Here is a 12,573-nt window from a genome sequence, read left to right as displayed (position 1 = left end):
TCCTATGGTCGTGGCTGGTCCGGGCGGTCGAGGCGGGCCTGCTGCGGGACTTCCCCCAGCACGACGATCGCCCCGATAAGGCCGCGGCCCTCGTCGTTGCCGATGGGCGAGCTGTACCAGTAGTAGCCCGGGCCGTCGAGGTTCAGCGTGGCGGTTCCCCGGGAGTGGATGGGCAACCAGATGAACTGGCTGTCGCCGTTGCTCGGAAAGAGCGCGCAGTGCGTGTTCTGGTCGTCGTTGAAGATCTCGAGTTCCAGGTCGCCGCCGCGCGGCAGGACGAGGATCTCGGGATCCCAGACCAGCTCGTCCGGGGGAATCCGGATCTGGGCGTGCATGCGGCCGTCGGCGCCCTCTTCGGCATAACCGAGGTTGCCGTGGGTTACCAGCCGGCCGAGTGCCGCCTTGTTCTGCCTGTCCAATCCGATCTTGCTCACGAGTGCCGACAGATCTTCCGCGGTCGCCATCGGCTTCATCTCCTAATCCCGAATGCTCCACCGCGCGGTGCTGCCGCTGGTGGACGACCGGTTCTTGCTTGATTCCCAAGCGATTCACCTGGTTCCGGGTGGCGGTCGATCGGGCCTGCCGCCCGGAAAACGGTTTGTGGGGAACGAGAGTCATCCCGCGCCCGGTCGCCGCACCGTTCCCCGAACCGGTTTCCGGCGTTGAAGCACGCCGAGCAGCCTCAGCGCAGAACCGGGTTTCTGACCGGCCGCCAGCAGGTGACTGCTCGCGATCGGATCAGTCGAGAACTCCCCAACGGCAACTGCGGAGCGAGCGGGCCGGGTATCGCAGGGAGGCCGCCGACACCGGTTGCGCCCGGCGCAACCCGCACGGCCAGCCCCGTCTGGACCACCCGACACCTCCCGCCGCGTGTGTCCTACCGCAGGTGAAGGGTAACTCTGCCGCCGCGCTTGCGTAAGTCACCGAAGATGGTGTGCACGCGGGCGCACGGGCCGGATTGCCCGCTGCCACAACATCATTCGCTCGCGGCCCGGGGCGGATCCGGTGGCTGGAGCTCGATCGGCGCGGGGCCGGGCACCGCGGCTTCCTCCTGGCGTGCTGGTGGAACGGGCCGGGGCGGGACGGGTTCCGGTGGTTCGGCGTAGACGTACTTGCCGCCACGCAGCCAGGATGCGATGGCGGCGACCAGGCAGGCGGCCACCGCGAATCCGAACGCGATGGTCAGTCCCTGGGAGAACGGCGGGGAGATCAGCGCGGGAAAGAAGCTCCGGCCGGTGAGGTACGCGGCGTGGTCGGCGGGCAGCTGCTGGAGCGCGCTCGGGCCGAGCAGGGATTGGATCGGGTTGTAGCCGAGCAGCGCGGCGAACAGGACCGCAACAGGTGGAAGACCCGCCACACGCGTTGCGTCCGCCGTGGGCACGCCTTGCGAGATCAACCCGCTGGACAGCGTTTGCGGCAGCGTCTGGGCCAGACCGGAGATCATCAGGCTGAAGAACACCCCGATGGACAGCACCATCGCCGAGTTCTGGAACGTCGTTGTCATGCCCGCGCCCACGCCCCGCCGCTGCGGCGGCAGGCTGTTCATGATGGCTGCGCGGTTCGGCGAGGCGAACAGGCCCATGCCGATCCCGTTGAGCAGCAGGATGCAGGCGAACGCCGGGTAGTGGAAGTTCGCCGGGAGCAACGCCAGCAGCACGAAGCTCGCCGCTGCCACCAGCATCCCGCCGGTGGCGAAGGGCCGCGCTCCCCACCGGTCGGACAACCACCCCGACACCGGGCCCGCCACCAGGAACCCGATGGTCATCGGAAGCATGTAGATGCCCGCCCACAGGGGAGTGGACTCGAAACCGTAACCGTGCTGTGGCAACCAGATGCCCTGCAACCAGATCACGAGGACGAACATCAGCCCGCCGCGGCCGATGCCGGAGAGCAGGTTGGCGATGTTCCCGGCGGTGAACGCCCGAATCCGGAACAGCGACAGGCGGAACATCGGTTCCGCCACGCGGGTTTCGACCACGCAGAACACCGCGAGCACCAGCAGCCCGGCGGCCATCGTGGCCAGCACCCGCGGATTGGTCCAGCCCATGACGTGGCCGTCGTAGGGCTGGATGCCGTAGGTGATTGCCACCAGGACGGCGACCAGCCCGACCGCGAAGGTCAGGTTGCCCCACCAGTCCGGCTGCGAGTGCTCGGTGGTGCCGGTGTCGCGCAGCTTCCAGTACGCCCAGCAGGTGCCGAACAACCCGACCGGGACGGACACCAGGAAGACCAGGTGCCACTGCACCGGTGCCAGCAGCCCGCCGAGGATCAGGCCGATGAACGACCCGGCGATACCCGCCACCTGGTTCAGCCCCAACGCCAATCCGCGTTGCTGGACGGGGAAGACGTCGGTGAGGATCGCGCTGGAGTTCGCCATCAGCATCGCCCCGCCGACCCCTTGCAGAACGCGCATGCCGATCAGCCACAGCGCGCCGGCCGTGCCTTGCATCCACGTAACCGACAGCAGCACGGAGAACACCGTGAACACGGCGAAACCGGCGTTGTACATGCGGACTCGGCCGATCATGTCGCCCAGCCGCCCGAAGGTGACCACCAGCACCGCGGTGACCACCAGGTAGCCCAGGATCAGCCACAGCAGCAGCCCGGTGTTGCCGGGCTCCAACGGGTTGATCCGGATGCCGCGGAAGATGTCCGGCAACGCGATGATCAGGATCGACATGTTGATCGTCACCATCAGCACGCCCAGCGTGGTGTTGGACAGCGCGATCCACTTGTAGTGCGGGCCGACCGGGTCGCCTCCGGCCCGCGGACGTCGTGCCGGGAGCGGGTCCACCGGCGGCTCCGCCGGCTCCGATGACGATGCCATCGCCATCACTTTCCTCACCAGGAGAAGTATTTACTGCACGAAACTAACCTTACTGTTGGTTGCGTCGTGCAACAAGTGGGCGTGGTGATCAGCCGTGCGGATAGGGCACCAGGTCGCCCAGCGCTTCGTCCGCGGCCGCGAGCTTCGTCAGGCGCCACAAGGCCTTGACGGCCCCGTCGACCTCTCGTGGATCGAGCTTCCCCAGCAAGCGGGAGAGGGTTTCGCGCCGGGACGCCAGCACGCGGTGCACCAGCTCGTCGCCCGCCGTGGTGAGGGCGAGCGTGACCACGCTGCGGTTGTACGGTTCGCGAGTCCGGGAGAGCAGACCGACGAGCTCCAAGCGGTCGCCGAGGCGCGTCACCGATGAGGCGTTCAACCCCAGGGCCGCTGCGGCCCGCGAAGACGGCAGCGGTCCCCTGTCCGCGAGCGCCGCGAGGAGCCGGAACTGCGGGAGGGTCACGGTCTCGCCCGCCAGGCTCCTGGTCGCGAGTCCCACCAACATGCGCGTCGCCGCTTCGAACGCGTCGATGGCGTCCGCGTGGTGCTTCCTGGACGCGGCATCCCGGGAGGGCGAAGACTTCATGGGAACAAGACTTGCATGTTGCAAATCCGCATGTCAAGCTGGGTTTAGCACCGAAATGTGTTGGGGAGGTGCATCATGACGAGCCAGCAGATTCCCATCGCGGGACACCCCGATCTGACGGAGCTTCGGTCCCGCTACGAGCACATCGCCGAGACCCCCATCGCGCAGGCCGCGTACGGCTTGATGGTTCTGGCCGGGCTGTACGTCGCCCTGTCGCCGTGGATCGTCGGCTTCGCGGGCATGAGCCCGCTCGCGATCAACAACCTGATCATCGGACTCACCGTCGCCGGGCTGGCGGTCGGCTACGCCTCGGCCTTCGGCCGGCTGCACGGCGTCGCGTGGCTGGTCCCCGTCCTCGGGGTGTGGACGATCATCGCGGAATGGGTCATGAGCGGAGCCGTCGCGACGATGCCGATCGTGATCAGCAACGTGGTCAGCGGCGCCATCGTGGTGCTGCTGGGGATCGCAGCCGCAGGCCTGATCCTGCAGCACCGCTGAAGTCGGGCGAAGCGGTGCGCCCGGTGACCGCCGGCATGCGAATGCCGGCGGTCACCACTGCGATCGCCACGTCCCGGCGCGCACTGCCCTCGATGCCTGTTGATCAGCCGGTCGCAGGTCGTTCGAGGATGTCGTTCAAGGCGGCGACTTCCCACAGTCCAAGGGCCTTGTCCGCGTACCTTCCGGCTCCTTCGAGGCAGCCTTCGGTGATGAGCTCGGCCGGGGCGGGGAACCCGAACGGCGCCAGCTGGAAGTTGAGCGGACGCCAGTCGCCGGTTTCCACGTCCACGTTCACCTGCAGCGCCGGGAAGGTCGTGATCAGCAAGTACGCCGCTCCGCTGGCGCGGATGTTGCGCAGCGCGGCCCAGATTTGCTCGAAGGCGAGGTGCACGAGGCAATCCCGGCACAGCACCAGATCCGCGGTCGGCAACGGGTCGCGGGTCAGGTCCAGGACCCCGAACCGCCGGAATGGCCGCGCATAGGACTTACGGTTGTGCTCGATGAGTTCGGGGACGATGTCGCCGCCGAAGTAGTTGTCCACGCCCAGTTCGGTCCTGCGCAGCCAACCGAAGTCCCCGCAGGGCACGTCGGCGATGGACCGCACGCCCCGCCGGCGCAACAGGGCGGGGATCTCAGCGCGGAGACGTGCCGTGGCGGCGTCCTCCGAGCCCTGCCCGGACACCGACTCCGGGCTGCCCCACAAGTTGTGCCGGTAGATGTAGCGGAACACCTCGCCCGTTCCCTGCCGGACGAGGTGTTCGCGGTGCTCGCGGAAATTGACGTTCGTTGCGAGTTCCGGACGTCCCCACGCCCCCTCATCGGCGCCCATCGCATCATCCTTCCTGCCGCCCGAACACGCAGCATCGGTACGGCGCCCCGCACACCCAGGGTGGTCGAGATTTCGGTTGTCCCATACCGCCCGCCGGTTGATCTTGGATCGTCGCGGCCTCAGCCGGTGATCACGATCCCACCAGCCGGCTTCGGCTCCAATGCGTTCGGAGGCAGCGAGTTCCACGGTTGGGAGCTACTTCCGCTCGGCCAGGATTCAGAACCAGTAACCAGCACTCGATCCGGCACAACACTCCGCTGCGGACTGATGGGGGATTTCCGAAGCAGGGCTAATCGACTGCCACGAGTTGATGGGTCAGGTGGCAAACGGCGCGGTCGCTGTAGGCCGATGGGATCGTCGCGCTCAACTGCTGCGCTCGGTCGGCGAGAACGGCCGCTCGATCGGTGTCGCGCACGCCGAGATGCGCGTGTGCGAGCCTGGCGGTGTAGAGCGCGGTCTCACGCACGCGGCGAAGCTCTCCGCCCACGACATCGTCATCGACGAGCTCACCGCTGGTCAGCGCGAGTACCTCACGTCCTGGCAGTTCGGCACCTGATCCGCCCGGCGTCCGGGTGGGGGCGTCCGAAGCGGGCGGGGACCGGCTGTCCCCGCCCGCTCGAAAACCACTCGGATCCGGCACCTCACCCGGAGCGGGGTGAGCGGCGATTTCGCGCGAAATCGAAATCGCCGCCTGGGGCACCCGATCCCGCGTGGCTCGTTAACTCATCACCCATTGCTGCGCCGGGTTCGAGGGGTCGCAGCTGAACAGCCGCACCTGCTCTTGGCCGAGGTTGCCGAGGCAGCTGTTCGTGGCCGGGTGCCAGATCAGGCTGCCCGAGTCGGCGGGCTCGATCCGCCACTGCTGGGTCTGGTCGTAGGAGTCGCACGGGGAAAGACGCACGTTGGGGCCGTCGACCTGCCCCAGACAGCTGTTCGTGCCGTTGACCCGGAGCAGCTCCGCGTTGCCGAGGTACTCGCGGGACCAGGTCTGGCTCGGGCTGCTCGGGTTGCACTCGGCAAGTGCGACTCCGAAGCCGTCCGAGCTGTACAGGCACCCGTCATCGGCCACGTTGTGCAGCGGGGTTTCCCGGGGAGCGGGTTCCGCCGCGGCAAGCGGCAGCGCGACCGAGCCGCTCAGGCACAGCGCACCCAAAGCCGCCAGGGTCCAGTGGCTCACTTTACGCAATGAACTCATCGTGTAGGGGATTCACGTAACACGCGTCGTTCGAGCACGTGCGTCACCGAGTTCACTGCTAGCCCAGCGGAAAATCCCCAATTCACACCACTGTGGGCGAGCACTGGCCCGCGAAGCGCGAACCGGGTACAACCGGGCTGCCCGGCTGGCGGGATTTCCGCGATCTGCAGAAGTGTCTCGCGGCAGGGGAAAGCATGTTCGCCCCGGCGGCCGCGTAGAGGTCCGCCGTGCCGGCTCCTCGGCCGGGTGCGTGCTGACCGGCGGCTCAGGGCGGGGAGCGCCCGGTCCGAGCGCTGGTGTTGGCGAGCACGCCGACATCATCAGCACGGCGGCGGAGAGCAGCGCCGGTGTTCGGCGCGCAATTCCATGCTCAGAGTTTCCCTTGTGTCGTAGGTGGATGTCCCAACCGCACGAGCACGCAGGTATTGCGGGCCGCGTTGCGGGGTATCAGGAGCGTGATGGGCGCGCCGAGGGGGCGGCGCGATCGACGTCTACCCGTTTGCGGTTCTCCCCAGTGCCCGTCGCCGCGATGGAGAGCAGCCGAACCCGGATTGCGCCGCAGCTGTTTCCGCATCGGAGGTGGTCGATGGGAACGCCGTCCCCGAAGCCCGAGGTCGCCACGCGGCGTGTCTACGCCCTGGGGTCGCTGGCCGCGATCTTGTTCGGCTACGACAACGGGATCATCTCGGCCGCCATCCTGTTCATCCCGCACGAGCTGCCGTTGACGCCGCTGCTCAAGGGCGCCGTGGTCAGTGCCACGGTCGTCGGAGCGATGGTGGGAGCGCTGGTCGGCGGGCCGGCCGCCGACTGGCAGGGACGGCAACGCCTGCTGCTCGCGGCCGGGGTGGTGTTCACCATCGGGGCGCTTGGTGCGGGCGTGGCACCGACAGTCGCCACGCTGGTGCTGTTCAGGTTCATCATCGGGCTGGGGATCGGCATCGCGTCAGTGGTGGTGCCGCTCTACCTGGCCGAGATGGCGCCCGCCGGTGGCCGCGGCTGGATCACCTCGCTGAACCAGTACATGATCATCGTGGGCACGGCGCTGGCCGCCGCCTGCGGGTACGCACTGGCCTTCTCCGCCTCGTGGCGCTGGATGATCCTCATCGGCGTGTTCCCCGCAGTGGTGCTGGTCCTGGGGTTGCTGGCCGCACCGGACACGCCCCGGTCGCTGGTTCGCCGGGGACACCCCGAGCGGGCACGCGCGCTGCTCGTCGGCTTGCGTGGCGACCAGGACGCCGCCGACCGGGAACTCGCCGAGATCACCGAGCTCGAACGCCAGCAGCGGGACGCCAGGCTCGGCGCCCACATGTCCGCGCCGTGGGTGCGCCGCCTGCTCGTGCTGGGCGCGCTGCTCGCCGTGTTCCAGCAGATCACCGGGATCAACACGATCGTCTACTACGCGCCGACGGTGCTGACGACCTTCGGGGTTTCCGACGTCACGGCGCTGCTGTTCACGTTCCTGAACGGGCTGGTGAACATCGCGACGATCGCGGTGGTGGTGCGGCTCAAGATCGTGGATCGCTGGGGTCGCAAGCCCGTCCTGCTCGCCGGCCTGGTGGGCATGTCGGCGAGCCTGTTCGCGGTCGGGGCGGCGGCGTCGCTCCTGCCTCCCGAGTCGCCAGCGCTGTTCGGGATCGCGGTCGCCGCGTTCGTGGTGTACACGAACACCTTCTCCGCCACCTGGGGGCCGGTGCTGTGGGTGGTGCTGGCGGAGATCTTCCCGCTGGCGATCCGCGGCGCGGCGATGGCCTTGGCCACGTTGTTCAACTGGCTGACGGACTTCTTCGTCGCGCTCACCTTCCCTACCTTCACCTCGCTGGTGGGCGCGGGGATCGTGTTCATCGCCTACGCGGCGGCGGGGGTGATCATCTTCCCGATCGTCTGGTGGATGGTGCCGGAAACCAAGCAGCGCAGCCTGGAATCGCTGGAAAAGGCCTTCCGCCGGAGCAAGCGGTTCCGCCTCTCCGAATGACCGGACCGATGAGTTCAGGAGTTGTACGATGACCGTCGACTACGGCCCGCATGGATCCAGCCTGCGGGATCTGCCGCGCCTGCGGAGCAGTCGCCGGGGGCGTGCGTCCAGCTGGGACCGCAGCGGGGGCAACGACGACCGCCTCACGATCGAACCGGGCCGGACCGCCACCCTCGCCGAAATCCGCGGGGCCGGGAGCATCAACCACATCTGGGTGACCGTCGCGAACGAACGCATGCTGCGCGATCCCTGGATGCGCGAGCCTGACTACCTGCGCAAGCTGGTGCTGCGCGCCTACTGGGATGGCGAGCGGAGCCCGAGCGTCGCAGTCCCGGTGGGCGACTTCTTCGGGGTCGGGCACGGCCGCACGACCAACTTCGTCTCGGCGCCGCTGCAGATGAGCCCGCAGGACGGCAAGGCGTTCAACTGCTTCTTCCCGATGCCGTTCGGCTCGGATGCGCGGTTGGAGGTCACCAGCGAGCTCGTCCACGAGCGGGTTTTCTTCTACTACTACGTCGATTACGAGTACTTCGACGAGCTCGGCGCGGACATCGGCCGGTTCCACGCGCAGTGGCGGCGCAGCAACCCCTGCCCGGGAGTCGACCAGGGCGCGGAGGGTAACGACCGGTTCCTGCTCACCGGCACGAACCTCGACGGCCTGGATAACTACACGATCCTCGAAGCGGCCGGGCGCGGCCACTACGTCGGCTGCGTGCTCAACATCCACAACCTGCGCGAAACCAACGAGTGGAACTGGTACGGTGAGGGAGACGACATGATCTTCATCGACGGCGAGCGGTGGCCGCCGCGGCTGCACGGCACCGGGACCGAGGATTACTTCAACACCGCCTGGTGCCCGTCGCAGACCTACCACGCGCCGCACCACGGCATCACGCTTCCCGGCGGCGACAACTGGTCGGGGCAGATCAGCCTCTACCGCTTCCACATCGAGGACCCGATCCCGTTCCGGCGGTCGATCCGGGTCAGCATCGAGCACGGCCACGCGAACAAGCGTTCCGACGACTACTCGTCGGTGGCGTACTGGTACCAGGAGGAGCCGCACGCCCCGTTCTCCCTCGCACCCGTCGAGCAGCGCATCCCGCGGGCGCAATGACAGCCCGGGATGGTGTGAACCGGCGCCAGTTCGTGAAGTTCTCACTCGCGGGCGCGGCAGCGGTGCTGTTCGGGGGCGCGCCGCGCGCCGTCGACGCCGCCGTCGGACCGACCGTCGTCGACCCGGCCAGCAAGTTCTTCGCGACCGCGTTCACCGAGTACGCGGCCAGCGTCACCTCCAACAGCACCGGGGACCTGTGGCCGACCTGCTGGGCGGACGACGACTACGTCTACACGGCCAACGGGGACGGGCAGGGCTTCGGCAACGAGCCGATGGCCGCGATCGTGGTGAACCGGATCGCCGGGATGCCGGAGACCGGCCTGCGCGGCGAGCGCCTGGCCGCCGGCGACGCGGTCGCCAAGGTGCACGCCGATGCCAAGCTGTACAACGCGAAACCCACCGGGATCGTCGCGGTCGACGGTAACGGCGACGGCCGCGACGAGCTGTACCTGGCGGTGCAGGACCTGCGTTATGCGCCCGCCGAGAAGGCGTTCGACGACGCGCCGAACGCGAGCATCGTCAAGTCGGAGGACTACGGGCGCACCTGGCAGCAGCCGGCCGGGCCGATGTTCACCGACCACGTCTTCACCACGATCATGTTCCTCGACTTCGGTCGCAGCCAGGAACACGCCCTAAAGCTCGGCTCGGAGGCCGCCGGGTACGTGTACGCCTACGGTCTGGACCACAACTGGCGCGACTCCTACACCAACACGGTGCCGTCCCCGACGAGCCTCTACCTGGCCCGGGTTCCCCGGAACGCGATCCAGCAGCGGGACGCGTGGCGGTTCTACACCGGCGGCGGGCAGGACGGTCGTCCACAGTGGAGTGCCGACATCGGCGCGAAGGCGCCGGTGCTCACCGACGAACGGCGGCTCTACACCGACCTGCTCGGCGAAGGCCGCCACAACCTCAGCGTGATCTCCCAGGGCGGTGTCCTCTACAACGCCCCGATGCGCCGGTTCCTCTACACCTCATGGAGCGAGTACACCTTCGAGTTCTACGAGGCGCCGACGCCTTGGGGGCCTTGGCAGCTGTTCATGTCCAAGGACTTCGGCGCCTTGCCCTGGTTCGGCCATCCCGGCCGCGTCCGGATAGTCCCCGTGCCGGGCGGCCACGACATCCCGACGCAGGAGACCAGCGAGGGAGAGCCAGCGTGCGCCGGCCCAAAGAACGGCGGCTACGGCTCGACCATCCCGGCGAAGTTCGTCTCGCCCGACGGAACGCGGATGTGGTTGCAGTCCAACTGGTTCCTGAACGTGGCGTGCGGACTGCCCAACTACCGCTTCTCGTTGCGGCAGCTTCACCTGTCCGCCCGCCAGCTGGGCGATCCCGCCAGCAACCCGCCCAACCCGACGGCCAACCTGGCCCGGCCGGACAGGGGACCTTTCCCCATCGAGAAGACCGCCCACTTCGGTCGCGGCGACTACTTCAACAACGGCATCCGGGAGGAGAGCGAGGACAGCTTCGACGGCTCCCGGAAGCAGGCCGATTTCTGGGGCTACACCTGGAAGGACGAGTATTGGGTCGACCGCGTCGTCTACACGACCGGCAGCATGTTCTCCGACGGCGGCTGGTTCGCCCGCGACCTGACGGTGCAGGTGCGGCAGGGAGCCGACTGGGTGAACGTCACCGGCGTGACGACCACCCCGGCGTACCCGTACGACAACACGGCGGGACCGAACAAGACCTACGTGTTGATGTTCGACCCGATCGTCGGCGACGGCGTCCGGATCGTCGGAGTCCCCGGAGGTTCGTCCACGTTCACCTCGATCGGCGAGCTGGAGGTGTACTTCGACGGCAGACCGCCCCGGTGACCGTGATACCCCCGATGCGCCAGCAGAGTCCACAATGGATTCTCCAGGTCCCCGCCGCGGCCAGCGCAGCACATAGCAACGCGATGTGTGGGAGGAGGCGAAGCGGGGTAGCTCGAAGGAGACGACTCCCGGCGGATCGGGCCACCTGCCGGACCGTCCGGCGGCCCCGATGCCGTGGAGCCGGGAGTTTCCCGTTGAGCGGGGGTGTTCTTCGTGATCGTGCTAGGGGTAATCCTATTGCTCCTCGGTTTCTTCCTTAACATTTCGGTCCTGTGGACGCTGGGAATCGTGTTGACCGTCGTGGGCGTCGTGTTCGCTGTTGCAGGTGCGAGGGGACGTGCTATCGGCGGCCGGAAGCACTGGTTCTGACCAATCGCAGGCGGGATGTGTTGCCGGAGCGTTCGCTCGGGTAGCCCCGGCCCGTTGATCGAGAGTGTGCAAGCTTTGTGGGAGCCGTACACGACGTTCACCCGGAGATGAGGAGCTTGAACGATGGAACTGGTGACCGTGCGCCACGTGTGCGAGCAGGACGAGCCGTTCGCGACGGTCTACTTGGTGGCCCGTGTCCCGGGCGAGGGCACGAGTAAGCAGGTCGAGCTGGAGGAGGACGTTCCGACGTGGCACGGTGACCGCGAGCGGGCGGCGGGTTGGCCGTCATGGGGGCACGACGGACAGCGCGATCGGCGCGGCAGTCGTCGTGACGAGCCAGAAGAGACCATTGTGGACGAACGGCAGGCCAAGGGGGCCGTCGTCGCGGCCGCCATCGGCAACACGATGGAATGGTTCGACTTCGGCGTGTACAGCGATCCAGGGTTCTCCACCGGTGGCGAGTACGGCGGCGCGGCCACGCTTGTCTCGGAGCACTCGCCGGACGCTGCCGGCACACTTCCGGTGGAGATCAGGATTAGCGCCTCGGCGCATCGGGTAGGCCGGTGTGTAGCGGCGTTGCCGTCAATGTGATCGTCGGGGTGCTGTGCTGGCGCGAGAGGTGCGGGACTGCGTACGTTCCCGGTTGCGGGAGCGGGGTGGAAAACGTCTTCTCGTGCGCGGGATGGCATCAACCGGGTCGACTGCGTGGCACAGGGGTCCGGTGTGGACTCAGCCGAACCCCACCACGCCGTTCGGACAGCACGATGCCGGTGGATGGCGAGACGCAACCCGGCTGAGCAGCCCGCTTCCGGGTACCCGACAGGAGAAGTACCAACGCAGCGAACGGAAGGAGTGCCGCCAATGTCTGCCGAGGACAAGGCGAAGAACAAGACAGAAGAGCTGAAGGGCAAGGTGAAGAAGAAGATCGGCGAGGCCACCGATACGGAGCAGCTGGAAGCAGAGGGCAAGGGCAAGGAGATGAAGGGGGACCTCAAGCAGGCCGGCGAGAAGGTCAAGGACGCCTTCACCGGTGACGAGAACGAGAAATGACCGTGTGTGCAACCGTGTGCGCAACCGTGTGCGCACGGTGAATCGAGCAGAGGCCGCGAACTCGGAGTTCGTGGCCTCTGACGGTGGCGAGGTTCATCCTCCCCGGTGTCGTCTGCGGCGCGCTGCGTCCGGCGGAACCCTGGGGCCCGTGTGCAGAAGCGGGTCGGGTTCGCGTCCTGGCGTCAGCGTTCGAACTCCGGTGCCCGGTTTGGCGCGCGAACGCCCGAATCGCCTGCGCAGTTGCGCCGCGATGCTCCGAAGTCGCGTGTTCCACATCAGGTCGAAGACCTCCCCGGTTGCTGGGACCAACTGCCTCAACACG

12 protein-coding genes are annotated in these 12,573 nt (G+C 67.7%); 7 read left to right on the top strand and 5 right to left on the bottom strand.

Going from position 1 to position 12,573, the window contains the following annotated elements; all coding sequences use genetic code 11:
• Positions 1-2: 2 nt before the first annotated feature.
• The 3 genes from SSPN_RS0118160 to SSPN_RS0118150 form a co-directional block, all read right to left on the bottom strand.
• On the bottom strand, positions 3-473 hold the full coding sequence (locus tag SSPN_RS0118160) for an MSMEG_3727 family PQQ-associated protein (RefSeq protein WP_010696855.1): 471 nt from the start codon (positions 471-473) through the stop codon (positions 3-5).
• A 503-nt stretch (positions 474-976) separates the two neighbouring features.
• Positions 977-2,695 carry an MFS transporter gene (locus SSPN_RS0118155; RefSeq protein WP_237710656.1) on the bottom strand — a complete coding sequence of 573 codons (1,719 nt, stop codon included), beginning with the start codon at positions 2,693-2,695 and terminating at the stop codon, positions 977-979.
• 220 nt (positions 2,696-2,915) lie between these two features.
• Positions 2,916-3,410: a MarR family winged helix-turn-helix transcriptional regulator gene (locus SSPN_RS0118150; protein ID WP_010696851.1), complete on the bottom strand. Its 495-nt coding sequence runs from the start codon at positions 3,408-3,410 to the stop codon at positions 2,916-2,918.
• Positions 3,411-3,485: 75 nt separating this feature from the next.
• Here SSPN_RS0118150 and SSPN_RS0118145 point away from each other — a divergent pair, with 75 nt between their 5' ends.
• Positions 3,486-3,908, top strand: coding sequence for an SPW repeat protein (locus tag SSPN_RS0118145; protein ID WP_010696849.1), 423 nt, complete (start codon positions 3,486-3,488; stop codon positions 3,906-3,908).
• Positions 3,909-4,011: 103 nt separating this feature from the next.
• Here SSPN_RS0118145 and SSPN_RS0118140 read toward each other — a convergent pair whose 3' ends face one another.
• On the bottom strand, positions 4,012-4,737 hold the full coding sequence (locus SSPN_RS0118140; protein WP_010696847.1) for a class I SAM-dependent methyltransferase: 726 nt from the start codon (positions 4,735-4,737) through the stop codon (positions 4,012-4,014).
• A gap of 310 nt (positions 4,738-5,047) precedes the next feature.
• Between SSPN_RS0118140 and SSPN_RS0118135 the strand changes: the two genes are divergently transcribed.
• The gene (locus SSPN_RS0118135) at positions 5,048-5,293 is read left to right on the top strand and encodes a hypothetical protein (RefSeq protein ID WP_010696846.1); all 246 of its coding nucleotides are present in this window, start codon (positions 5,048-5,050) and stop codon (positions 5,291-5,293) included.
• Between the two features lie 162 nt (positions 5,294-5,455).
• Here the strand turns inward: SSPN_RS0118135 and SSPN_RS0118130 are convergent, their stop codons facing one another.
• On the bottom strand, positions 5,456-5,914 hold the full coding sequence (locus SSPN_RS0118130; RefSeq protein WP_010696845.1) for an RICIN domain-containing protein: 459 nt from the start codon (positions 5,912-5,914) through the stop codon (positions 5,456-5,458).
• A 604-nt stretch (positions 5,915-6,518) separates the two neighbouring features.
• Here SSPN_RS0118130 and SSPN_RS44400 point away from each other — a divergent pair.
• From SSPN_RS44400 to SSPN_RS0118100, 5 genes are all read left to right on the top strand, one after another.
• Positions 6,519-7,904 carry a sugar porter family MFS transporter gene (locus tag SSPN_RS44400; RefSeq protein WP_010696834.1) on the top strand — a complete coding sequence of 462 codons (1,386 nt, stop codon included), beginning with the start codon at positions 6,519-6,521 and terminating at the stop codon, positions 7,902-7,904.
• Positions 7,905-7,932: 28 nt separating this feature from the next.
• On the top strand, positions 7,933-9,018 hold the full coding sequence (locus tag SSPN_RS0118120) for a glycoside hydrolase family 172 protein (protein ID WP_010696832.1): 1,086 nt from the start codon (positions 7,933-7,935) through the stop codon (positions 9,016-9,018).
• Between the two features lie 32 nt (positions 9,019-9,050).
• Entirely contained in the window at positions 9,051-10,832 is a 1,782-nt protein-coding gene (locus tag SSPN_RS44395) for a DUF4185 domain-containing protein (protein WP_158309584.1), read from the top strand.
• A gap of 492 nt (positions 10,833-11,324) precedes the next feature.
• Complete coding sequence (locus SSPN_RS0118105) at positions 11,325-11,792, top strand: hypothetical protein (RefSeq protein ID WP_010696827.1); 468 nt, start codon at positions 11,325-11,327, stop codon at positions 11,790-11,792.
• Positions 11,793-12,062: 270 nt separating this feature from the next.
• Positions 12,063-12,251 carry a CsbD family protein gene (locus SSPN_RS0118100; RefSeq protein ID WP_010696825.1) on the top strand — a complete coding sequence of 63 codons (189 nt, stop codon included), beginning with the start codon at positions 12,063-12,065 and terminating at the stop codon, positions 12,249-12,251.
• The last annotated feature ends 322 nt before the right edge of the window (positions 12,252-12,573 follow it).

This window comes from Saccharopolyspora spinosa NRRL 18395 (assembly GCF_000194155.1).
Classification (GTDB): Bacteria; Actinomycetota; Actinomycetes; order Mycobacteriales; family Pseudonocardiaceae; genus Saccharopolyspora; species Saccharopolyspora spinosa.
The sequence above is the reverse complement of the archived record's forward strand: the minus strand, read 5'-3'. Positions and strand labels throughout refer to the sequence as shown.

What these genes read in the sequence shown, in the direction of transcription:
- SSPN_RS0118160 (WP_010696855.1), bottom strand. Translation starts at nt 473, where the DNA reads ATGAAGCCGATGGCGACCGCGGAAGATCTGTCGGCACTCGTGAGCAAG.
- SSPN_RS0118155 (WP_237710656.1), bottom strand. Translation starts at nt 2,695, where the DNA reads ATGGTGACGATCAACATGTCGATCCTGATCATCGCGTTGCCGGACATC.
- SSPN_RS0118150 (WP_010696851.1), bottom strand. Translation starts at nt 3,410, where the DNA reads ATGAAGTCTTCGCCCTCCCGGGATGCCGCGTCCAGGAAGCACCACGCG.
- SSPN_RS0118145 (WP_010696849.1), top strand. Translation starts at nt 3,486, where the DNA reads ATGACGAGCCAGCAGATTCCCATCGCGGGACACCCCGATCTGACGGAG.
- SSPN_RS0118140 (WP_010696847.1), bottom strand. Translation starts at nt 4,737, where the DNA reads ATGGGCGCCGATGAGGGGGCGTGGGGACGTCCGGAACTCGCAACGAAC.
- SSPN_RS0118135 (WP_010696846.1), top strand. Translation starts at nt 5,048, where the DNA reads ATGGGTCAGGTGGCAAACGGCGCGGTCGCTGTAGGCCGATGGGATCGT.
- SSPN_RS44400 (WP_010696834.1), top strand. Translation starts at nt 6,519, where the DNA reads ATGGGAACGCCGTCCCCGAAGCCCGAGGTCGCCACGCGGCGTGTCTAC.
- SSPN_RS0118120 (WP_010696832.1), top strand. Translation starts at nt 7,933, where the DNA reads ATGACCGTCGACTACGGCCCGCATGGATCCAGCCTGCGGGATCTGCCG.
- SSPN_RS0118105 (WP_010696827.1), top strand. Translation starts at nt 11,325, where the DNA reads ATGGAACTGGTGACCGTGCGCCACGTGTGCGAGCAGGACGAGCCGTTC.
- SSPN_RS0118100 (WP_010696825.1), top strand. Translation starts at nt 12,063, where the DNA reads ATGTCTGCCGAGGACAAGGCGAAGAACAAGACAGAAGAGCTGAAGGGC.